17 protein-coding genes are annotated in these 24919 nt (G+C 45.1%); 16 read left to right on the forward strand and 1 reads right to left on the reverse strand.

Features of this window, described 5'->3' with window-relative positions; genetic code table 11:
- The first annotated feature begins 8 nt into the window (after positions 1–8).
- The 16 genes from PQG66_RS02720 (at position 9) to PQG66_RS02795 (ending at position 23727) form a co-directional block, all read left to right on the forward strand.
- On the forward strand, positions 9–1538 hold the full coding sequence (locus PQG66_RS02720) for an ABC transporter substrate-binding protein (protein ID WP_272034818.1): 1530 nt from the start codon (positions 9–11) through the stop codon (positions 1536–1538).
- A gap of 169 nt (positions 1539–1707) precedes the next feature.
- A complete protein-coding gene (locus PQG66_RS02725) occupies positions 1708–2406 on the forward strand; it encodes a hypothetical protein (RefSeq protein ID WP_272034820.1) in 699 nt (232 codons plus the stop codon).
- 340 nt (positions 2407–2746) lie between these two features.
- Positions 2747–4504, forward strand: a complete 1758-nt coding sequence (locus PQG66_RS02730; protein WP_272034822.1) for a sensor histidine kinase — start codon at positions 2747–2749, stop codon at positions 4502–4504.
- 30 nt (positions 4505–4534) lie between these two features.
- The gene (locus PQG66_RS02735) at positions 4535–6163 is read left to right on the forward strand and encodes a response regulator (protein ID WP_272036428.1); all 1629 of its coding nucleotides are present in this window, start codon (positions 4535–4537) and stop codon (positions 6161–6163) included.
- Between the two features lie 122 nt (positions 6164–6285).
- Positions 6286–7977: an extracellular solute-binding protein gene (locus PQG66_RS02740; protein WP_272034824.1), complete on the forward strand. Its 1692-nt coding sequence runs from the start codon at positions 6286–6288 to the stop codon at positions 7975–7977.
- Positions 7978–8262: 285 nt separating this feature from the next.
- Positions 8263–9153: an ABC transporter permease gene (locus tag PQG66_RS02745; protein WP_272034830.1), complete on the forward strand. Its 891-nt coding sequence runs from the start codon at positions 8263–8265 to the stop codon at positions 9151–9153.
- Between the two features lie 29 nt (positions 9154–9182).
- Complete coding sequence (locus tag PQG66_RS02750) at positions 9183–10061, forward strand: carbohydrate ABC transporter permease (protein ID WP_272034832.1); 879 nt, start codon at positions 9183–9185, stop codon at positions 10059–10061.
- 33 nt (positions 10062–10094) lie between these two features.
- Positions 10095–11180: a glycoside hydrolase family 53 protein gene (locus PQG66_RS02755; protein ID WP_272034835.1), complete on the forward strand. Its 1086-nt coding sequence runs from the start codon at positions 10095–10097 to the stop codon at positions 11178–11180.
- Between the two features lie 51 nt (positions 11181–11231).
- Positions 11232–13304, forward strand: coding sequence for a beta-galactosidase (locus PQG66_RS02760; RefSeq protein WP_272034837.1), 2073 nt, complete (start codon positions 11232–11234; stop codon positions 13302–13304).
- 270 nt (positions 13305–13574) lie between these two features.
- Positions 13575–15014 carry an NAD-dependent malic enzyme gene (locus PQG66_RS02765; RefSeq protein ID WP_272034839.1) on the forward strand — a complete coding sequence of 480 codons (1440 nt, stop codon included), beginning with the start codon at positions 13575–13577 and terminating at the stop codon, positions 15012–15014.
- A gap of 92 nt (positions 15015–15106) precedes the next feature.
- Positions 15107–15712, forward strand: a complete 606-nt coding sequence (locus PQG66_RS02770; RefSeq protein ID WP_272036430.1) for an HD domain-containing protein — start codon at positions 15107–15109, stop codon at positions 15710–15712.
- A 248-nt stretch (positions 15713–15960) separates the two neighbouring features.
- The gene (locus PQG66_RS02775; RefSeq protein ID WP_272034842.1) at positions 15961–17028 is read left to right on the forward strand and encodes an FUSC family protein; all 1068 of its coding nucleotides are present in this window, start codon (positions 15961–15963) and stop codon (positions 17026–17028) included.
- Positions 17029–17163: 135 nt separating this feature from the next.
- The gene (locus tag PQG66_RS02780) at positions 17164–17625 is read left to right on the forward strand and encodes a pyridoxamine 5'-phosphate oxidase family protein (protein ID WP_272034845.1); all 462 of its coding nucleotides are present in this window, start codon (positions 17164–17166) and stop codon (positions 17623–17625) included.
- A 262-nt stretch (positions 17626–17887) separates the two neighbouring features.
- Positions 17888–20263, forward strand: a complete 2376-nt coding sequence (gene helD, locus PQG66_RS02785) for an RNA polymerase recycling motor HelD (protein ID WP_272034847.1) — start codon at positions 17888–17890, stop codon at positions 20261–20263.
- A gap of 293 nt (positions 20264–20556) precedes the next feature.
- Positions 20557–22410, forward strand: a complete 1854-nt coding sequence (gene ade, locus PQG66_RS02790) for an adenine deaminase (protein WP_272034849.1) — start codon at positions 20557–20559, stop codon at positions 22408–22410.
- A gap of 390 nt (positions 22411–22800) precedes the next feature.
- Positions 22801–23727, forward strand: a complete 927-nt coding sequence (locus PQG66_RS02795; protein ID WP_272034851.1) for a hypothetical protein — start codon at positions 22801–22803, stop codon at positions 23725–23727.
- A gap of 98 nt (positions 23728–23825) precedes the next feature.
- Here the strand turns inward: PQG66_RS02795 and PQG66_RS02800 are convergent, their stop codons facing one another.
- Positions 23826–24758, reverse strand: a complete 933-nt coding sequence (locus PQG66_RS02800; protein WP_272034853.1) for an AraC family transcriptional regulator — start codon at positions 24756–24758, stop codon at positions 23826–23828.
- Positions 24759–24919: the final 161 nt, after the last annotated feature.

Raw genomic sequence — 24919 nt, forward strand, 5'->3', positions numbered from 1 at the left:
GGTTCAATTTGGTTCAATCGTTAAAGGTATGGTCACGCATGACAGCCGCGGCTATGGTACTGGCGTTGGTGCTTGCTGGCTGTTCGTCCGACAAAGGGGGATCAGCAACTCCAGGTGCGGAAGGTAACACACCGAATAAGGAAGGGGCTAAACCTTATGAGGTCACATTGTTCTATCCAGGTACACCTCAGAAAGATGTTGCGCTTGTAGAAGCTGAAATCAACAAAAAGATGGAGCCAAAGATCGGAGCTACGCTCAAAATCAACGCTGTTGACTGGGGCCAATGGGATAATAAGCTGAATCTGATGATCTCCTCTGGAGAAAAAGCAGATATTATTTTCACCGCTGCTTGGCAGAACTATACGGTAAACGTAGCCAAGGGCGCATTCCTGCCTTTGAATGACCTGCTTGATAAATATGGTCAGGATATTAAGAAAAACTTGGATCCTGCCTTCCTGGAAGGTTCTCAAGTAGATGGCGTGAACTATGGTGTACCAACAAACAAGGAACTTGCAGCTACACGCGGCGTACTGGTACGCAAGGATCTGGCTGACAAATACAAGATGGATCTGACCGCAGTAAAAACGTGGGCTGATCTGGAGCCATTGCTCAAAACGATTAAGGAAAACGAACCGTCTGTTACTCCATTCTATATGTCCAACACTAATGGTAACGGACTTTTGGAAAATCTGGACTGGGATTATCTCGGTGATGCATCAGTACCGGGTGTCATTTCCAAGACAGCTGGCTCCACTACTGTACTGAACGAAGTGGAAACACCGGAGTTCAAACAAGCAGCCGAGCTTGCGCGCAAATGGTATCAAGCAGGCTACATCAACAGTGATGCAGCAACATCCAATGTTTTCCCGAAAGACCAGGCGAAAGCCGGAAAAGCCTTCATGTGGACGGATGGTATGAAGCCAGGTAAAGACAAGGAAGAAGAAGGTTATGTTGGTCATCCGCTCACGCAAATTGAGATGACAAGTCCAACGATTACAACAGGGGATGCATCAGGTGCGATGCTTGCGATCTCGCGCTCTTCGGAACAGCCTGAGAAAGCGATGCAGGTGATTAACTTGCTTCACTCGGACAAAGAGATTAACAACCTGCTTAACTTCGGTATTGAAGGCAAACACTATGTAAAAGTAGAAGGCCAAGACAACATCATCAAATTGCCTGATGGTGTCGATGCGAACAGTCGTACCTACAATCCAGGTGCACAATGGCAGCTGGGTAATCAGTTCCTGAACTACCTATGGGATAACGAAGATCCACAGAAATGGGAGAAGTTCAAAGAGTTTAATGCCAAAGGGGTAAAATCGCCTGCTCTTGGTTTCACCTTCAACAGCCAATCGGTTAAAAACGAAATTGCGGCTGTTAATAACGTAAACAAACAGTTTAAGCCGGGCATGACTTCGGGTGCTGTTGATCCAAATGAAATGATTCCTAAGTATCTGGAAAAGTTAAAAGCAGCAGGTATTGATAAAATTATCGCAGCTAAACAGGAGCAGTTGGATGCATTCCTGGCTAAAAAATAAAATGAAGTAAATAGTTTTTGACAGGGCCATTCACAAATCGCCTTGATCTGGCAGGGCATTCCAAGGGAGTTATCGGTTATAACCGATAACTCCTTTTTTTTCGTCTGGGTTGTTCATCAAAAATAGGAAAAATATGATATAATAAGGTGGTTAATTAGGAGGTGTGCACATGTCGAGAACAAGGCTTGTGTTCTCAGGGGCTTTACTGTTGTTTGCCATCATCTTTACCTTTAAGCACCACCTTGGTTTTTCGGTAGGTGATTCGTTGTTATCATCCATTGGTATTTCGCCTTATACTACATCCTATTTGAGCGGTGTACATATCACGATGTTCTTTGGGCTTGGCATACTTGCTTGCGGGTATTATCTCACACGCAAGGAGATGATGCTTGAATTTCCAATACTGGCGAGAAGATTGTGGATTGCGGTTCTAGTTCTCATAATCAGTTATTCTTATGTAACGGATAAGGTCATGTATGTAGTGAAATGGGGAGCCGGGGGGATGAACGGGATAGCCTATATGCAGAATAACAGTTCCTGTGTTTATGATGTGTCGTCCAATGGAGAGACCCTGGCAATCTGTGAGTTAACTTTGAAAAATTATAGCAGCTCACCGGTAGTTGCAATGGTGAAGCCTGACTTGGCAGGAAGTTATCATAATGAGGATGATCCCCTATCCAATTCCTTGAGATCGGTTCAATTAAAGGCCATTCCAATCCAAATTGAGCCACGTACAACTTATACAGGTAAACTTGAATTCTCTGGTGTGGCAGAGTGTCCGTTGCAAGTGAGAGGCAGATTGAACGATGTCGTACTAAATGTAGCCGTGGATGGAACGAATACATCATTCGATTATCATGTTCCTTAGTTTGTGATATATGGAGTTTAGCGACAAGTACATAAAATAAAAACATGATTCATTTGTAGGATGAAAAACATAGATTGTCTGACTTGTTTATGTATAATGGCGCCGGCACATTGCCGGCTTTTTTTGTACGTGGAAGTTGAATTTAGTGCTAAGAACTTGCTTTTTTCTCCTTTTCCATCATGATGATAACGCTTACGATAATAGTAGGGTAATCTGATCTTTAAATTATCTAATGAGATCGTTACAGCGCATGTCGAAGAAAAAGATTGTATTTACAGCTTACATGATTACAATTAATGTCACGGCAAAATCTAGAAAAAGAAAACGAAAATAAAGCGAGATGAAAACTTCTATGACATATCGAACGAATCTATTTTCAAAAATGGTCATTTTGATACTGATTATGCTGATCCCCGTTGTGCTCCTCTATTGGTATTCCAATCATAAAACAACAGCTGTATTGCGAGCTGAGCTTAACCGTTCGTATAGTAATCAACTTGAATTTTTCCAAAATCAAGTCAACTCCAATATTGAATTGTTATCGTCATGGCCTAACCTGCTGATTCATGACCCCGATATTGCAAGCTTTCGGCGAATCTTTGCAGAGAGTAGTTACTTTGATCTGGACGCGATCAATCTGGTCAAGCGAATTCAAAACAAGCTGAGTATTCAGGAAAGCTCATCGAATTGGACTACTAAGTTATACCTGTACTCCCCATCCTTGGGTAGAGTTATTTCGGAACGGGATGCGCGTACATACGATAAGCAGGCATTACAAGAAAATATCGTTCCTGGCTGGGATGTTCAGAAAATGAAAGACGGGCGGTTTATGTTCAGCTGGATCACCGTATCCCCTTATGGAATAAAGGACCCTGCTGAAAATGCAGAAACCATTATCAAACTAGAGTTTGATAGCGATAACATTCGGGACATGCTCGATAAATTCAAAGGCGACGGCAGACATGACCCCTTCTATTTTCGTGAAGAAACAGGAGTGATCTATAACCGAACATCCGACCGGGCATTAACTAATCAACTAATCAAAGAGTTATCCAGTCGCACGCTTCAAGACGTGGAAAATCGAACGGTAATCATTGATAATGAACCATATATGGTCAATTCTGTAAAATCTAGCACTACAGGCTGGTACCTGGTAGATTATATGCCGCTGTCAGATATATTGAAACCTATTCACCAGTCGAATCTCCTATTTTACTCTGCGATGATCTGTCTGTTACTGATGAGCTTTACCGTTGCTTACCTGTTATACGTACAGGTTCAAGTACCGGTGAAACAACTGATTCGTGGATTTCAGCGATTAAAGCAGGAGGATTATTCGGTGCGTATCCAGCCAAAGGGTCGCAATGAGTTCAGCTTTTTGTCGGAGCGTTTCAATTCGATGGTGGAGAAAATTCAGCAGCTGTTTGAACATGTGTATCTTGAGCAGATCCACGTTCGGGAAGCCCGGTTGAAACAACTGCAATCACAGATTAATCCGCATTTCTTTTATAACTGTTTCTCGTTTATTACCAGCATGGCGAAGCTCAAACGCGTGGATGCCGTTGTAGCGATGTCGCACAATCTGTCCCGATATTACAGATATACAACAAGACAGGAACGAGATCTTGTACCACTATCGGAAGAGATTGAATTTGTGACCAACTATCTAGAGATTCAGCGTATGCGCATGGAGCGTATCCATTATACCCTTGATCTGCCGGAAGACATGGTGAGGATGGAAGTGCCGCCGTTGATCGTTCAGCCTTTGGTCGAAAATGCGGTCATCCATGGAATTGAGGCAGACGCAGAAGCGGGCCAGATTAGAGTTTCTGGTGAGAGACAGGATGACAACATGGTTTTGATTGTAGAAGACGATGGTCAAGGTATGACACTAGAACAACGAGAAGCCCTGCTGATTAAACTCACAGGTACGATGGATCAGGAGATGGGCTGCGGACTGTGGAATGTGAATCAGAGACTTCAACTCAGGTATGGGGAGAAGAGCGGTATTCATATCACTGAATCGGAGCTAGGGGGAATACGGATCAGCTTGTCATGGCCTATTGAACCTGAAGGGTTACCCGATGCCGAAGAGTAGAATAAATATACGAACTAGGGAGTGAATGATTTGATCGATATATTGCTTGTTGATGACGAAACGTATGTAACAGAAAGCTTGGAAGCAACAATTCCTTGGGGGGAGCTGGGCGTTTCAACAATACTGCGTGCATCATCTGGCAAAGAAGCGCTGCAGATGATGGAAGAGAATGCGGTGGATATTGTCGTGACAGATATTCGCATGCCTGGGATGACTGGACTTGAACTCATAGCGGAGATACATCGGCGCTGGTCCCATGTACGCTGCATTTTGCTGACGGGTCACAGTGATTTTGATTATGCCAAAAAGGCAATTCAATTGCAGGCGGCGGACTATATTTTGAAGCCTGTTAACGATGATGAGTTTATGAACTCGGTCTCCGCCACGATTGCCTCTCTGCGAGAAGAATGGGATGAATTCGATAAATATCACCGTCTCCTTTATGGTCGTAAATCGGATTACAAGATTTTAAGAGAGAACCTGATGCATGATTTGCTACTAGGGCGGGAGATTTCAACGAAAGCTCTGCGTGAGCAGTTAGCGCAATATGAACTTCATATGGAGCCGGAGCAGCCCGCGGCCATGATGTTGATTCGCCACGCTGGACGTTTTACATCCATGGATCAGCACTCGCTGGATCTGATAGATTTTGCTGTTGGTAATATAGCTGAGGAAGTGCTGGGAGAAGTATATCATGTCTGGTTTAGCCGCGGGCCGCATGATTGTTTGGTCATGTTTCTGCAAAGTCAGGAGCCAAGCGAAGCCTCCCCTATGGGTAGTGAAGCATTAAAAGCTGCTGCAGAGACCATCCGCAATCATGTGGTGCGCTTTCTGCAAGGAGATTTGTCCATGGTCATTACACCTCCATTTATGTTTAGTGAACTGACCACGGTTTATCGGAAAAGTTTGGGTTCGCTTGTTCTTTCTGGACCCAATGAACACCAGATCTATTACATGGATATGGAGCAGACACTGGCTAAGCGCCCTGACAATGATGCAGCGCAAGCTCTCGAAGAATTATACAAGCCGCCGGTACTTCCTCAGTTGCTGGAGACTAAGCAATGGGAGGCTGCAGTTGCAAAGTTAAATGCAGTATTTGATGCAGCGAAGCAGGTATGTTTATCCAGAGAGCATGTGTATGAGATGTATTTGTCCGTTACGAATGCTTTTATGTACATTGCTCATAAACAGGGCCATCTGGTACACGAGATCGATCACGCGGGGTTTGATTTGTTGATGGCTCATCAGTTAATTCAATCCCCTGAGAAACTTCGGCGATGGGCAATGGATATGCTAACGAAACTACAGGAAGAATTGTCAGACCAGGAAGGGGTACAGAGTCGCAGACATGTTATCAAGCAGGTTCAGGAGCTAGTCACAAGAGACACCGGACAGGATCTGTCGGTAAAAATGATTGCGGATAAAGTGTACTTACATCCGGTGTACCTTTCGAAAATATATAAAGCAGAAACGGGTGAGGGTCTCGGTGACTACATGATTCGTATGCGTATGGAACGTGCGCTATATCTGCTCAAAAATACGAATAAAAAAATTTACGAGATTACGAGTGAGCTTGGGTATCAAAATCCCCAATATTTTAGCAAAATGTTCAAAAAACATTACGGCATGACACCAAATGAATTCCGGGACCAGACATAAATACAACAAAGTTCGAGGATATAGTTGGTAAAGGTGCAGAAATCTTGATTTCGTATCATAGGCTGATCTGCGTAACCATTCTATAATGAAAGGGTAACCAAAACGATTTAAGGGGGAACAACATGAGAGCGCAATCAACGAAAAAGAGATTCTTGTCGCTTCTCGCTACAACGCTGTGTCTGACTGTCGTACTTGCAGGATGCTCAGGAGGCAGTGGAGACCAGGAAAGTGCAGCTTCAAGCTCAACTGGAGCTCAAAATGAATACAAAGAAAAGTATGACCCGGCGGTAACCATCACGACAGCATGGGGCATCGACCCTGAGTTGAAATTCAAAAATGGCGAGTCTATGGAAAATAACGTGGCTACAAAATGGGCAAAGGACAAGTTTGGTATTGAAATCAAATCGCTATGGTCTGTAACCGATACGAACAGTGCCTTCGCAACCAAACTTCGTTTGGCTATGTCCTCCGGTCAAGAAATGCCAGACATCGTTACGATTGGTCAGCCGGACAATCTTGTTGCTCAAGACTTGATTGACTCAGGTATGTATCAGGAAGTTGGACCGTTGTTTGATAAATACGCTTCAGATACATGGAAAAAAGCGATGGAGCAAGATCCGAACGTATGGAATCAATACAGCCGTGATGGAAAAAGAATGGGGATCCCTGTACTGGATTATGCATATAACAATGACTACTTGCTCTGGATTCGTCAAGACTGGCTAGATAAGCTAAATCTGGAGGCACCGAAAACCATTGACGAACTGGAAGTGGTTATGGATGCATTCAAAAATAAAAATCCGGATGGATTAGCTCCTGACAAGGTCACACCGCTCAGCATTGGTTTTAAGAAATCGATGAACACATGGATGGGAGATCCATCCTGGATCTTTGGCGCATATGGTACCTTACCAGAACAATGGAATGTAGGTGCAGATGGCAAGCTGGAGTACGGTTCCATCAATCCTGGTATGAAACAAGGTTTGACCAAATTGAGCGAATGGCTCAAAAAAGGATATATTCCTCAGGAAGCAGCGCTGTGGGATGAGAATAAAACAGCAGAACCAGCCGTTGCAGGTACAGCAGGTATTATCCCTGGTCCTTACTGGATGAGTGGATGGCCGCTAATTGATACCGTGAAAAACGTGCCGAGTGCGGTATGGAAGCCTATTGCTATTCCGGCAGGACCGGATGGCAAAGCCATGCGTCACGGAACGCAGTTTGTTAACGGTGTGACTTTGATTAAAAAAGATATGGCTCACCCGGAAGCGTTCTTCACATATCAGAACTACCTGTTCGACAACTATGCTGATCCATCTCCAGGAAGCGAGTATGACAACGGTTTGTTTGATGGATATGACTATCAGCTAGATGCCAATGGCAAACAGAAAAAACCGGATGAAATTGATGGTGGATATGTCAACGTTGTGCGTTACCTGCTTGTTCGTGACGGCGCGCGGATCCCTGATGCACAGATGAAAGCATTGATGAACCTGGCGGATGGCAAAGAGCCACAAACTAAGCTGGAAAAAGACGTAGCGGTGAACTATGGACCTGAAACACCTGCAGCGGCAAAAGTGTTGCTTGAGCAAAAAGATATTTCGTTCAAAAATATGTTCACAGGCCCTACGACGAAAACGATGAAATCCAAACTCGACTACCTTAACAAAATCGAGAACCAAACGTTTAATGAGATCATCTACGGTAAAAGCCCGATAGATTCATTTGATACCTTTGTTCAAACATGGAAATCGGGTGGTGGCGATCAGATCACTCAAGAAGTGAACGAGTGGTATGACGGCGTGAAGAAATAATCGGTTATTACTCCATGAAAAAGTATAGCCAAAAGAGACGCACAGACGATACAAGTCTGTGCGTTTTCTGTGTTTTTTTTAACAGTCAAAAATCATCAATAACCCTGCAAAACCGTGGCTAAATGGCTTTAGTAGTTTCTCTTTCAGGTACATGCCCAAAGTAGTTGCTTTTGTGCCATTTATATTGCTTTTATGCGCTGTTTGGGGGTCATGGAAGGTTGATATAATTTGCCTATAGAGCCACTCAAGAGTACTTGAGTAGGAAGAATTACAGGGGGAGCAATCATGAGAACTTTAAAACGAACTTGGCCATTCCACGTAATGCTGCTGCCAGCCATCATCTTTTTAATTATTTTCAGTTATGTGCCTATGGGCGGGATCGTTATGGCATTCCAAGACTACAAACCATGGATGGGTATCAGCGGCTCTGATTGGGTCGGGTTTGATAATTTTAGATATTTGTTCGAACGTGAAGACAGCTTGCAGGTTATCTTGAACACCCTGATCATCGCTGTACTCAAGCTGATTTTTAACCTGTTTGTTCCGTTTGTATTCGCCATACTGCTAAATGAGGTTCGCAAGATGGCCATTCAACGTACGATCCAAACGCTGGTCTATCTGCCTCACTTTTTATCTTGGGTCATCCTCGGTGGGATTTTACTTGACCTGTTATCGACAGGAGGACTGGTGAACCGGGTACTCGGCACATTCGGCCTGGGGCCGTACTTCTTCCTTGGAGATAACAGCTTGTTCCGACCAACGATCATTGTGACGGATGTGTGGAAGGAGTTCGGTTATAACATGATCGTCTTCCTCGCGGCCCTTGCCGGTATTAATCCAGCATTGTATGAGGCAGCGGAGATCGATGGAGCCAACCGGTGGAAGCAGACGCTTCATATTACGATTCCGTCTCTTGTACCGATGTTGATGGTCGTAGGAACGCTGGCTCTAGGTAACGTACTCAACGCGGGATTCGACCAGATCTTCAACTTGTACAATCCGCTCGTCTATCAATCAGGAGACATCATCGATACCTTCGTCTATCGCTCGGCGCTCGAAAATGGCGAGATGGGCTTTGCAACCGCGATTGGATTGTTCAAATCCGTAATCAGTATGGCTCTGATCCTCGTATCGTACAGCCTAGCCAAGAAATACGCCGGATACCGCATATTCTAATTGACCGAACAGAGAAGGAAGGGACTACGATGTATCATAAATCACGATCTTATCGCATTTTTAACGTCATCAATATCAGTTTTCTTATTCTGATTGCCATCATGTGTATTGTGCCCATGATTCACGTACTGGCAGTATCGTTCAGTAACAAGGCTGCAGCAGATGCGAATCTGGTCAGTCTCTGGCCGGTAGGGTTCTCCCTTGAAGCATACAAAAAAACGATGAATAATCCGATCTTTCTGAACTCGCTCTGGATTTCACTGCTGCGTACGGTCATCGGTACAGGCATTACACTCCTGATTACCTTCTTGGCAGCTTACCCGTTGTCCAAGGAGAGCAGTGAATTCAAAGGCAGAACCGTATACTCCTGGATTTTCGTATTCAGTATGATCTTCAATGGAGGTCTGGTTCCATTCTACATGGTTATTCAGAAGATCGGTCTGATGGATTCTTTCTGGGTACTTGTACTGCCAGGGGCAGTCAACACGTTCCTGGTTATCCTGATGCTGAACTTCTTCCGTGGTATTCCTAAGGAATTGGAAGAAGCGGCGTTAATCGACGGAGCGAACCATTTCAGAACCTTGTTCAGTATCTTCCTGCCGATCTCGCTGCCTTCTATTGCAACAATTGCTCTGTTCAGCATGGTGTTCCACTGGAATTCCTGGTTTGACGGGCTGCTCTACATGAACAATGCGAAGGATTATCCGCTAGCTACATTCATGCAGACTGTCATTATTAAACGGGACATGAGCACGATGGCGATGAATCCGAAGGAGATGGAAACCATCTCGCAAACGACTGTGCGTGCAGCTCAAATTTTTATCGGTAGTGCACCAATTCTGATTGTTTATCCGTTCCTTCAACGTTTCTTTGTAAAAGGTATGACGCTAGGCTCAGTAAAAGGCTGAGCATGAATATCTAATTTAATGGAGGCTGATATTTTGAGTCACTCAACCGAACATCCTTTCATTCTTGGCATGGACGTGTCATTCATGGACGAAATTGAGCAACATGGTGGAACTTATCGTGATGCGGACGGTAAGGAGGAAGACCTGCTTACGATTCTCAAGTTGAATGATGCCAATGCGATCCGTCTTCGTATTTGGAATGATCCTGTCGGTGGGTTCTGTAATCTGGAACGGACTGTAGAAATAGCCAAACGAATCAAATCGCAGGGACTGCAATTTCTGCTCGATTTTCACTATTCCGATCGTTGGGCCGATCCAGCTAATCAGTGGAAACCAAAGGCTTGGGAAAATTTATCGTATGAACAGCTCAGATTAGCTGTATGCACATATACTGCGGATGTACTTCGAGCGCTTAAAGAACACGATGCTTTACCAGATATGGTTCAGGTCGGTAATGAAATTACGCCAGGTATGTTATGGAATGAAGGTCGTGTTGGTGGTGAGGAGCATGACACAGATGAACAGTGGCAACGTTTCGCAGGTCTTGTGAAGTATGGCATTGCAGCAGTGAAATCGGTTGATCCTTCGATTCAGATTATGATTCATATTGACCGCGGCGGAGATAATGCCGAGAGCCGCAAATTCTTTGATCGTTTTGAAACACTTGGCGTGGAGTTTGATGTGATTGGTCTGTCTTATTACCCATGGTGGCACGGAACACTGGATGCCTTACGTAACAACCTCAATGATCTGGCGCTGCGTTATGGCAAACCAATCAACGTGGTTGAGACGGCATATCCCTGGACACTGGAGCAGCCAGAGGGTATGGAATGGATTGTGAATCAGGAAGATATGTTACTGCCAGGATATCCTGCAAGTGTGGAAGGACAGACTCAATATCTGAAGGATTTCTTACAGATTATCCGTGAAGTTCCAGGGGGTCTTGGGCATGGATTCTATTATTGGGAGCCTGCCTGGATTCCGAGCAAAGAAGAATGGTCTGTAGGACACCCCAACAATTGGGGTAATCTGACGATGTTTGATTTTAAAGGACGCAAGCTCGAATCATTTAAGGCGTTAACCGCTGTACAAGAGATGGATGCCAAAACATATGTTTGAAATAAAGGAATTATAAATAAAGGGAATTCAACGACAAGGGAGTTTTCATAAATGACATACAAATTTCCACCCGTAAGTGCCAAGGCTCCGTACATGCTGCATGGTGCTGACTATAACCCGGAACAATGGCTTCGTTATCCAGAGGTGCTTGAAGAAGATATTCGTTTGATGAAACTTGCAAAATGTAATGTCATGTCAGTCGGTATTTTCTCTTGGGTATCACTTGAGCCTGAAGAAGGAGTCTATACATTTGAATGGCTCGATCAGGTGCTGGACCGTTTTGCGGCAAACGGGATATATGCGTTTCTGGCAACACCAAGCGGTGCCAGACCGGCCTGGATGTCAGCAAAGTATCCTGAAGTTTTACGTGTATCCGAGAATCGGGTTCGAAACCTTCACGGGTTCCGTCATAATCACTGTTACACCTCTCCGGTATATCGGGAAAAAGTAACGATGATGAACAGCAAGTTGGCCGAGCGTTACTCGGATCACCCGGCTGTCATCGGATGGCATATCTCGAATGAGTTCGGTGGGGATTGCCACTGTGACTACTGCCAAGAAGCCTTCCGTGGCTGGGTTCGTAATAAGTACAACACATTGGACGAGCTGAATCATGCATGGTGGACAACGTTCTGGAGCCATACAGTAACGGACTGGAGTCAAGTGGAATCTCCGGCACCACACGGTGAAACTCAAGTTCACGCGATGAATCTGGATTGGCGTCGTTTTGTAACCGATCAGACAGCCGATTTCATCATACATGAAACGAAACCGCTTAAGGCAAAGAATCCGAATCTGCCAGTAACGACGAATCTGATGGAATTCTATGGCGGGTTAAACTATTGGAAGTTCGCAGATATTCTGGATTTCCTCTCCTGGGACAGTTATCCGACATGGCATGATGCCGAGGATGATGCAAAACAAGCATCCCGCATTGCGATGATGCACGATATTGTACGTTCCATCAAAGGCGGACAGCCTTTCCTGCTTATGGAGAGCACACCAAGCTCGACGAACTGGCAGGATGTTAGCAAGCTGAAACGTCCGGGTATGCATCTACTATCCTCTTTGCAGGCAGTAGCACACGGATCAGACAGCGTACAGTACTTCCAGTGGAGAAAAAGCCGTGGTTCAAGTGAGAAGCTGCACGGCGCAGTAGTAGACCATGTAGGCACAGAACATACCCGTGTGTTCAAGGATGTGACCGATGTTGGTACAGCACTGCAAAGCATGGAGAGTATTGTTGGAACTACAGTCCCTGCTGAAGTTGCGATTATTTTCGACTGGGAAAATCGCTGGGCGGTCAATGATTCACAAGGTCCACGTAATATTGGTGTGAAATACGAGCAGACGGTAGAAGCTCACTACGAAGCATTCTGGAAAAAGGGTGTAGCGGTTGATGTCATCGACATGGAAGCTGACCTATCTAAGTATAAAGTTCTGGTTGCACCAATGCTGTATCTCGTACGTGAAGGTGTTGGAGAACGGATCGAGAAATTTGTACAGGAAGGTGGCACATTTGTCGCAACCTACTGGTCTGGTATTGTTAATGAGAACGATCTCTGTTTCCTGGGTGGATTCCCGGGTCCACTTCGCAAAACGCTTGGCATCTGGTCTGAAGAGATCGATGGATTACATGATCGTGAACGGAATGGAATCATTCCAGTCCAAGGCAATGCGCTTGAACTTACGACAGAGTATGATGCAATTGAACTATGCGACCTGATTCATCTCGAAGGTGCAACATCTCTTGCCGTGTATCGCTCTGATTTTTATGCCGGACGTCCAGCCTTGACGGTAAACGAGTTCGGTTCAGGTAAAGCTTATTATATGGCAGCGAGAATGAAAGAACCGTTTTATGATGATTTCTACGGCAGATTGATTGCCGAGCTGGATCTGGAGCGTGGACTGAAATCGGACATGGCCGCAGGCACGACCGCACATGTACGTACTGACGGTGATTCGGATTATGTATTTGTTCAGAACTATACTGAGCACGAGAAACAAGTTCAGCTGGACAGTCAAGCGTACACGGATGTGCTTAGCGGAAAAGTGGTTGAAGCAAGCTTGAAGTTGCAGCCATATGATATTCGTGTACTGCGCAGAGCGGCGAATCGTAAATAAGTTCAGAAGATAGACAAGAATAGGGTTGCTTGAGTTCTCTGGAGACATATAGTTTAGGATGGGTCCGACGAACGAACGGAATTCCAGATATAGAGAGACATTAAAATGGATTGTCATGAGCCTTTGAACAGGGGTTCAAGGCAATCCTTTTTCTGTTATATGGGGCTTATGGGCTTTTTTTGGGCAATATAAAGGATAATCATGTCCACGTAGCGAAGACAAACACGTAACTTGTCAACTTAAGACTTTCATTGTCTGGGAGGAATTGAAATGAATCAGAGAAATCTGGACGGCAACAGCATTATTATACGGCTGGAAATGACAACGAAAGATATCAAGTTTGGCGAAGTGGCTTCGGCCATCTCGGAAGCTGGAGGAGACATCATTGCCATTGACGTCATTTCGACCAATCAGGATGTCAGCGTACGTGACTTGACTGTAGCAGTCACCGATTCACAGGATAACAGCAAAATTGTAGAAGCGGTGAGCAAGCTTAAAGGCGTGTCCATCATTAATGTGTCAGACCGTACATTCCTGTTGCATCTCGGTGGCAAAATTGAAGTTACACCGAAGACACCCATTCATAACCGGGAAGACCTCTCCCGTGTGTACACTCCCGACGTGGCTAGGGTATGTTCGGCTATATCCGAGGAGCCTGGGAAAGCTTTTTCGCTGACCATTAAACGTAATACCGTGGCGGTTGTTTCTGATGGTAGTGCGGTGCTAGGACTCGGTAATATTGGTCCGAGAGCGGCGATGCCGGTCATGGAAGGGAAGGCTATGCTGTTCAAACAATTTGCCGGCGTAGATGCGTTCCCGATCTGCCTGGATACGCAGGATACCGAAGAGATCATTCGTACAGTGAAAGCGATATCACCTGCATTTGGTGGGATTAATCTGGAGGATATCTCTTCTCCACGTTGCTTTGAGATCGAACGCCGATTAAATGAAGAATTGGATATCCCGGTATTTCATGACGACCAGCATGGAACAGCGGTTGTTTTATATGCAGGTCTAATCAATGCACTCAAGCTGGTTGGTAAGTCTATCGATGAAGTGAAAATTGTCGTATGCGGCATTGGTGCGGCTGGTGTGGCATGTAGCAATATTTTGTTGTCTGCTGGCGCGAAGCGACTCATCGGTGTGGATCGTGACGGAGCGATTGTACGCACGAATTCGTATGATAATGATGTCTGGACAGAATACGCTGCACGCACTAATCCCGAACTGGAAACGGGTTCGCTGCAAGAGGTTATTCGGGGAGCAGATGTATTTATTGGCTTGTCGAGAGGTAATCTGTTGACGCGTGAAGATGTACAGACGATGGCGGACAATCCCATCGTATTTGCGATGGCTAATCCTGTACCTGAGGTCATGCCGGCTCTGGTCGAAGATATCGTTGCCGTTATGGCGACTGGACGTTCAGATTATCCGAACCAGATTAATAATGTTCTTTGTTTCCCAGGTATGTTCAGAGCAGTTCTGGATTGCCGGGCGACTGAAATTAATGAAGAGATGAAGCTGGCTGCTGCTCAGGCGATTGCTTCTGCGATCTCGGATGAAGAACGTACACGTTATTACATTATCCCGAGTGTATTCAACGATAAAGTGGTTAAATCGATGCGTAGGCGTGTCATTGAAGCAGCAATCCGGACGGGTGTGGCCAGACGTGTACCGCGTGAACAAACACGCGAAGGCGGGGAGTCATAATGACCTCAAATTCAACTGATGAGCAGGAGCAAGTGCAACAAGATAGCTGGTCGCCTGATGCGATCCTGCGTGAAGCTCGTGCTTTTGTACAGATGGAAGCGTCCCGGCATTCCGATGGTCATGACTGGTCACACATTGAGCGTGTCACTACACTTGCGGTCAAACTAGCACGGCATATGGGCGCAGATCCATTTATATGCGAGCTATCTGCATTGCTGCATGACGTACCGGATGAGAAGCTCAATGACAGCTTGGAAGCTGGTATGGCGAAGCTACACGCCTGGTTGGACACGCAGCCGCTAGATCCTGCCACACGCGAATTAGTGGTGAATATTATTAGCACAATATCATATGCTGGTGGGCAAGGTGCTGCAGATCACTCGTTAGAAGCTCAGGTAGTGCAGGATGCAGACCGACTTGATGCGCTGGGCGCGATTGGCATCGCCCGTACGTTTGCCTTTTCAGGTGCCCGCGGGCGTGAAATGTATGATCCATCCCTACCTCCGAGAAAACAGATGACTCGGGAGGAATATCGCAATGGGCGCAGCACAACGATCAATCATTTTTACGAAAAGTTATTCAAGCTGAAGGATCTTATGAATACATCTTACGGTAAGAAACTGGCGCAGCAGCGTCACGAGTATATGGTGCAGTATGTGGAGCAATTTAAGAAAGAATGGGAAAGTGCCGATATATAAGTTAAGCTTCAACCGTTGAACTGATGGTGCGAAAATTAGATTGGAGCATTTCGTCTCTATTAATGGGGCGAGGTGCTCCAATTTAATTTTTACATTTTTCGAACGGGGAATAGCTAAGGTGGAAGCTCTCATGGTACAATAATCCTTCTCCTGAAGTCATTCGGGCAAAATTAGAATTATGGGGTAATAATCAACATGAACATTATCAATATTAAAATGAATAGGTCGGATAAATGGAGGGAGATGCCATGTCATTTGGAGCACGTGTACTTAAGACAGGTATAGCGGTCACGCTTGCTTTATATCTAAGTAGTTTATTTCTAAACCCACAATCTCCTGTGCCAGCCGCGATCGCAGCGATATTTGCCATGCAGCCTTCCATCTATCGTTCGTGGAAGTATTTCCTTGATCAGCTACAAACAACTACACTTGGTGCGATTGTAGCTTTACTGGGGGGGATGGTGCTATCGAATGAACCCATAGCAGTGGGTTTAATTATTGTGCTTGTTATTATGATCTGTCTTAAATTAAATATGGGTGAGACGGTTGGGCTGACACTGGTCACGGTTGTATCCATCATGGAAGCCTCTGGAGATTGGCACTTTGCACTTAATCGATTCTTGCTAACCCTTGTGGGCATCATATCCGCTTTTCTGATTAACATCACGGTGTTTCCACCTAAACCAAAGGTACAGTTTGTGAAGCAGATCCATAGTGTATTCAGTGGTATGTCCCTGTTACTTCGTACCTCGATCTCTGCTGAGATCAAAGAGGTAGTATTCCGCGAAGAGAAGAGTAATCTGGGTGGAGCGATCAAGTCTTTATCGGATAAATATCATCTGTTTGAAGAAGAGCAGAAGAAGATGAAACGGGCTAGATTCAGTGAGACTCGTCAAATGGTTGTATATAAACAGATGCTGCTCAGTTTGCAAAAAGGATATGATGTACTGGAATCGGTAGAACGTCATTATTTTCAGGCACAGCGGACACCAGAGATGAATATATTTTTTGATACCCATCTGGAACGAGGCATTAAATTCCATGAACATGCCTTGCTCAAATTCGAAGATAAATTAAAGCCGAACGGTGAAGAGGCCGCACAATTTGTGAGTGAGAATGACCATTTCATGGAGCAGGCTATTACGCAGTTTGATGTTGACAGGGATGGCATGTTAAGGCTGTCCATCGTGGCTGCGGCCATATATGATTATGGTTATCAGCTGGAGCGGCTGAATCGGCTGGCGGAGCATGTGCATTCTTCAAGTGAAGACAAAGATTCACAGGATCATATACTGAACTGGCTGAAATGGCCTTAGCTGTGATAATCAGTTACAATAGATTAACAACTTGCCCGGACAACAGCGTCCGGGTTGTTTCATATATTGAGGTACTCATGTGTTTTTCATCAACAGGGATGACAATGAATCTAAATGAACTGAGGGATCGAATCAATGGAGATTGCGCAGCTGGATGCAGAACTACTGGAATGGTTTAGTGGAAATGATCTGGAGAACAAACAACATGAGGCGATGCAGCTTCTTACTGTAACTGACGGACAATGGCCTCATGTGGCTATGATTAGCATGGGGGAAGTGGTATCCTTAAGCCCAAACTGCCTTCGATTGGCACTCTGGCAAGGTACCCAGACAAGTATGAATATGATGGAAACAGGTAAGGCTACGTTAGTTGCAATACATGGACAACGTTTGCTACATATTCGTCTGGAAGTACAACGGTTACCTGAGTTAACGAATGCTGTACATCCACGTGACAGGTATGAGTGTAAAATACGCCATATTCGTATAGATCAAGCACCGTATGCAGAGATTACATCGGGCATTACATTTCAATTGAAAGATGAGACGGGAACGTTGATCCGCTGGGTGGATACGATCGAAGAGTTGAAGAAATAAGACAAAGTAAAGTGACTGAGAAAGAGAATCTGGCAGACGACATACCAACTAAGAAAAGAATATAGTAAACATAGTGGAAACAACAAATAACGTCTCCGCTTGCATCGGGACGTTGTCACTGGTAAAATATAAAATGGTTTTCAGAAAAAAAGAATCAATACATTATCGAAAATTCACTTTCTAAATTATTATACTATTGATTTTCGGGATTGTCAAATAGATATTTGCGGACACACTCCGGGGAAAGAGAGGCGTACAGCATATGAGTACAGATGAGCAGTGGAATAAGGAACAGGAGCGGGTTCACATGGTGACCGACCTGATTGAGCGTAGAATCGCCACGCTGGAAGAAGAAGTGGGCTCCTTCCGGGAGGAAGTAGTCGAGATGAGAAAAGAGTTCTGGGATGAGGTTACCATGAACTTCAGTGAAGCAGATGATGTCGGGGAGACTTCAACAAGTATGCGACAGCAGTCGCAAGTATTGTCCGATCGTGAACGGAGTCATCGTAATACCACTGCCGCACTGGACAAAATGAAACGGCTACATTACTCACCTTATTTTGGACGTATTGATTTTAAAGAGGACGGCTATCCAGATGCGGAACGCATCTATCTGGGAATTGCTTCATTACTGGATGAGAAAGAAGAATCCTTCCTCATCTATGACTGGCGTGCGCCCATCTCTAACCTATATTACGATGGTGCACCAGGACCAATCTCATACCGTACGCCCAGTGGCGAAATAAGCGGTGAGATCGAGATGAAACGGCAGTTCGTGATTCGGGATGGTCGAATCCGATTTATGTTTGATACAGGGGTAACGATTGGAGATCAGTTGCTCCAGGCAGTGCTTAGCCGAACGTCTGATGCGCAGATGAAGAGTATTGTGGCAACGATTCAGAAAGAGCAGAACCGGATTATCCGCAATGATCGGACACGTATGCTTATTGTACAGGGCGCAGCTGGAAGTGGAAAAACCTCCGCCGCTCTCCAGCGTGTGGCCTATCTTCTCTATAAATACCGCGAGCATCTGCAGGCGGATCAGATGGTTCTTTTTTCACCGAACCCGATGTTTAATAGTTACGTATCAACGGTTTTGCCTGAGCTTGGAGAAGAGAATATGTTGCAGACGACGTTTCAGGAGTATTTGGAACGCCGTTTGGGTCGAGAATATCAACTGGAGGACCCGTTTATTCAGCTCGAATATGTGCTCACGGGAACAGAAGAGCCGGGTTACGACGCACGAATGTCTAGCATACGGTTTAAATCCTCTGCATCATTCCTGAAGGTCATTACACGTTACAAAGAAAGTATGCTGAGTGGAGGAATGAAATTCAAGCCGGTACGCTTCCAGGGGAAGGCTATTGTGAATGCGGATGCGATGGCAGAGAAATTCTATAGCTTCGGTTCGTCTTTCAAGCTCGTGAGTCGGCTGGAGTTGCTGCGTGACTGGTTATTGAAGGAACTATCGACTTTTGCTAAAAGTGAACTGGATGCGCCTTGGGTTGATCAGCAGCTTGACCTGATGGAGCCAGAGGATTTTCAGCGTGCGTACCAACGTTTGAAACGTAAGCAAAAAGGGAAATCTGAAACGTTTGATGATTTCCAGCAAGAAAGAGATATATTAGCCCGTATGATCGTAAGTGAACGCCTCAAGCCGTTGCGCAAATGGATCAAGGCACTGCGTTTTGTGGATATCCGCCAATTGTATGCGAATCTGTTTCAGGATCAGGCTCAGATTGTTCGACTACTAGATGGAGAGAGCCTGCCAGCTCATTGGGAAGAGGTCTGTACGACGACGTTGCGCAGATTAAAGGTTCAGGAACTGGCCTATGAGGACATTACACCGTATCTGTATTTGCGGGAACTTTTGCTCGGCTTCCATATTAACTCGAACATTCGCCATGTCATTATTGATGAAGCGCAAGATTACTCAGCATTTCAGCTGGCCTTTATGAAAAAGCTGTTTCCCCATGCCAAGATTACGGCCCTAGGTGATTTTAACCAAGCGATCTATGCGCATTCCTCTGTGCTAAGCGGCACGGGACCTCTCAGTGATCTGTACGGACCAGAGAATACGGAGGTTATTGAGCTGACACGCAGTTATCGCTCTACGATGGAGATTGTTGAATTTACGCGGGGAATGGTTCTGGGCGGGGAGGAGATCATTCCGTTTAATCGAAATGGAGAAAAGCCTAAAGTTATTGTGACTTCTGATCGGGAACAGCATCTTAATGAGATGACGACAGACCTTCATCATTTGATGGAGGAGGGGTATGAATCCGTAGCTGTAATCTGTAAGACGGCTGAGGAGAGCAAACAAGTACATGCCATCCTGAGTCAAAAGTTGAATAAAGCTCCCAAGTTGATCAAAAAAACGACACTTGCTTTTGAGCAGGGCGTTCATGTCATACCTGCCTATTTGGCGAAAGGTGTGGAGTTTGACGCAGTTCTGATCTATGACGGGTCTGCTGAAGCATACTCTCGAGAGCAAGAGCGCAAACTGTTCTATACCGCTTGTACCCGGGCGATGCACTTGCTGCACGTATACTCTTTAGGGAAACCAAGCCCATTTATTACTTCGCAGTCTCAAGACTGGTACGAGTTGAGTGATCTACCTGCAGCTCGTGTGGAATAAACCTAAAGGTCGTACAATGTAACGGTCATACAATGAGATCATTTCGGCTACATTAAATCAGGCCAGCCAGTAACTTCTGGTTGGCCTGGCCCTTTTAAGTGTCAATATCGTTACGGCAGAAAGATAATCCATATCGCCTGGTGAACCGTTTTATGTAAGTACTATGATAGATCTGGTTCGTTTTGTTGTATCTAAACCGGATGAATGTGATTTTTCTTTACACTTGAAGCGTAGACTCATATAATCGAAACAATATATTTTTTTTGGTGCTGAATCATGAAGGAGGCAGGAATTTGAACACAATAGCTTTTGAACGGCCAATACTGGCTGATTGCGTACCGGATCTCGTCGCTACAGCCCGGGGGGATATGAAGGCTACGCTAGTCATTCGTGGAGGTACACTGGTCAATGTGATATCAGGCGAAATCCTGCCGGACATGTCTGTAGCTATACAAGGGACAAGAATTGCATATGTCGGAAAAGATGTAAGTCACACCATTGGAGAACATACCCGAATTATTGAAGCGAAAGGTAAATATATTGCACCAGGCTTGCTGGATGGTCACTGTCATATCGAGAGCACGCAGATGAAAGTGTCCGAATTCGCCAGAGCTGTATTGCCTTCAGGAACGACGGGAGGTTTTTTTGACCCCCATGAAATTTCTAACGTGCTCGGGCTGCAAGGACTGCGCCTTATGTTAGACGAAGCACGCACCACGCCTATGGCGGCGTATCTCCAAGTGGCTTCCTGTGTGCCTTCTACTCATCCGGGATTGGAGACAACAGGAGCCTACATTGGTCCAAAAGAGGTTGCAGAGGCTCTCTCCTGGGGGCCGGATATGATCGGCCTTGGGGAAGTGATGAATTTTCCTGGAGTGGTGTACGGAGATGAAACGATGATTGGGGAGATCCAAGAGACGCTTCGAGCAGGTAAAGTGGTCGATGGACATTTTACCTGGGCATCCGATGACTGGCGCTTACCTGCGTATGCGGCCAGCGGTGTTACGGGCGATCATGAGTGTGTTACGAAAGAAGATGTGGTCGAGCGTTTGCGGCTGGGTATGTATGCGAAGATGCGTCAAGGTTCTGCATGGCATGATGTAGCCGAGACGATCAAAGCATGTACAGAGCTGGGGCTCGATACACGTCGAATGATGCTGGTGACAGATGATCGGAGCTCCGAATCGTTGCAAAAAGAGGGGCATATGGACTTTGTCGTTCGATTGGCCATATCCCAAGGAGTGAAGCCAGTCACCGCATTCCAGATGGCTACCATCAATACGGCGGAACGGTTTGGCGTAGCGCGTGATATCGGAGCGGTTATTCCAGGGAATTTTGCCGATATTATTCTGTTAGACGGGCGCCTTGCTGATGTGCGTATAGGGATGACCATTGCCGCGGGGCAAGTCGTAGCCGAGAATGGGAAAATGACAGCCGTCTGGGAGAACTTCACATATCCTGAGGAAGTTCTCAATACGGTGAAACTGGAGGCGAATATCCAGCCACAGGATATGGAACTTGCTGCGCCAATTCATGAAGGTGCAATAGGCGCACGTATCATTCAAGTGACAGAGAATCATGTGGAAACAAAAGAAAAGCATGTGCAAGTGAATGTGCAGAATGGCAAGGTTGTTCTGTCTACCGCAGATGATATATGTAAAATTGCCGTGTTGGAACGCCACAAACAAACTGGAAATCGTGCAGTGGCACTTGTTGGTGGCATCGGATTCACATCACCGGCTGCTATTGCGATGACGGTAGCGCATGACAGTCATAATCTGCTAATCATCGGTAACGATGATGCGCTTATGGCCGATGCTGCTAATCGTGTCATCCGTATGCAAGGCGGTGTGGCTGTTGTGACGAATTCGGGAGTAACAGAATTTCCGCTTCGTATTGCGGGACTGATGTCGGTGGAATCGTTTGAAGTCGTCGCGGAGCAATCCGCAGCAGTAAGTGAAGCATTACAATCGGCAGGGTGCATGTTGAATAATGCTTTCATGACGCTTTCCCTGTTGGCACTGGTGGTTATTCCTGAACTTCGGTTGTCTGATATTGGACTCGTTCGGATCTCTGCGGAAGGGATTGAACTGGTTTCTTTATTTGACGAACCACATACAGATCAAGTCGGGGCTTCGGAGAAGTAGGATGAAACGAAAGTAGATATGAGAGCAGATATGAGAATAAAGGAATGAGAACCGCCTTCGGGCGGTTTTTTTGTTATCCAAGAAGATGTAATTGATTAGGTCTGTGGAATCTATATTCAGAAACGGAATATAGACCGAAGTCATTGGTTTAGATGTGAATTATCCGTGAAATAACGATATTTGTGACTTTTGAACTATGTATTCAGAACTGTGAATTCCCGAAATATAGTTATATGATTCTTTCGTCGTGAGTCTAGAAGCTGGTGTTGCATATTGAAGAAGTTTAATCATCGTAATTTTATTCTTGAATGCAAAAAATGAAGAATAACGACATCTATTTTCTCGGATTTATACGTGAGAGCAGCTATAACTTCAAGGGAGTGTACAATTGTGAAAACTAGTAACGGATTGCGTTTTATGTTGTTGATGAGCTGTATCATTCTTTGTTTGAACACAGCTTGTTCTTCTAGAGCAGCAGCTGTAGGTTCTACAGAACCGGTGGAGAGTTACGCAACCATTCATGGAACGTTAGATCATCCTGTTCGGGCCACATGGGTTTGGGATACAACGCAGATTCAGAGCAATGCACAGGATGTGTTAAAGTTTGCAGCGGCGAACAACGTCAATACGATATACCTTCAGATGAACCGGGACGTCAAAATTCCTGAATACCAAAATTTCATCCGCTTGGCACGGGCTCAAAATATCGCCGTGGATATTATGGACGGGCGTGCAGCTTGGGGACTGACAGAGAGTCGGGAACAGATTGCCTCTTTTATGGACTGGATTGAAGATTATCAGAAACAGTCATTTGCTAATGAAAAATTTGCAGGCATTCATCTAGACATTGAGCCGCATGTACATCCGCTGTGGAAAACGAACCAGGCAAGCGTCATCACACAATGGCAAGGGAATGTCGATTATATCGTGGAGCGTGCTGCTCGTATGAAGATGCCAGTAGCAGCGGATCTGCCATTTTGGCTGGATAATTATAAAATTCCTGGTACTACGACGCCGGTCAGCAGCTGGATGATACGCAAATTCGATTCGATTACCATTATGGCGTATCGGGATACGGCTACCGCTATCTATAATGTGGCGAAGGATGAACTTATCGATGCGGCTTCCGTGGGCAAGAAGATATCGATTGCGGTGGAGACGAAGCAAAGTAAAGAGGGAGAGTTCATTACGTTTTATGAAGAGGGAGATGCTTACATGGAGGCACAGCTGAAACTGTTGGAGAAAATGGCGAGTGTTCACGATTCGTTTAATGGTTTCTCTATCCATGAGTATTCATCTTGGAAAACATTAAGGTAGTATGATGAAGATGAAATCATAATTTAGAAACAGAGATCTATCCCATGAAGGTGCAAGCAGTGTAGTGAACTGCTTGCACCTTTTTATGTTTTCTCATGTTAGAGCGAGGGTGTTGGTGTAAGCGTGGCGGGCTCCACTGAGATATTTTTGGAGAACATTTTGCGATAATGGGACGGGGTAGTATGCCGATGTTTCTTGAAAGTCGTAATAAAATAACTCAGATGTTCAAAACCAACATCCATGGCGATATCCACGATCTTGCGGTCCGTATTCTCTAACTGAATACAAGCCTGCTGGACACGATAATAATTGATATAATCTACAGGGCTCTTCTGCACCAGCTGTTTAAAAAAACGACAGAAATGTCCTTCGCTCATATTGGCTTGATCGGCGAGATCTTTTAACTTGAGCGGTTCAGGGTAACGTCTGTGAATATAGCCAAGTACTGATTTTAACCGTTCCATCTTGTCAGGGCTTCCGCTATTTACTGTGCCCTTAAGCGACGGCATTTTTCGCTCTTCAAACATGGAGGCAAATATGAGATAAAGATAAGCTTTCGTTGACATTTCACAGGTATCTGTCTTGGCTGCGTGATTAGCAAAAATGCGTTGCAGATATTCCAGTACCTCTCTGCCCCAGGCTTCATCTGCTGTGATATGAGAGGGGAGTATTACGTTTTTTCGTACGATCGGTCCAATAAACTTCTCCTGAACCGCATCAAAGGTATGACTCCCGAGCAGATCTGAATGAAACACAATCGAGGAAAATATACATGGTTCTTCGCTCCTTAGATACCCTGCATGAATCTCACCTCGATGGATAAAAACAGCTTCTCCTGCTTGTACTTCAACTCTGTTCATATCGATCTGAAATACAGCAGAACCTTGAGTCACCATTGTGAATTCCATCTCATCATGCCAGTGGCAGTCCAGAATGCTATCCCCGTTTAATTGTTGAATGTCAGGATATACACTGACCGGATACATCGGATTGCCGTGAATGCGATCTTCCCGTAAACGTTCACGTTCCATGATGGAACCTCCTCTAACATATGCGAATGGATGTAATCGTTTGCAATACACTCCCGAAAAAGAACAAAATATCCCCCGTATAATCAAAATACTGATATTTTTAATCAAAATATAAGAAGAAAATCGTTAAATATATCAATATCATTATAGTATAACCGAAG

Source organism: Paenibacillus sp. JJ-100 (assembly GCF_948329825.1).
Lineage (GTDB): Bacteria > Bacillota > Bacilli > Paenibacillales > Paenibacillaceae > Paenibacillus.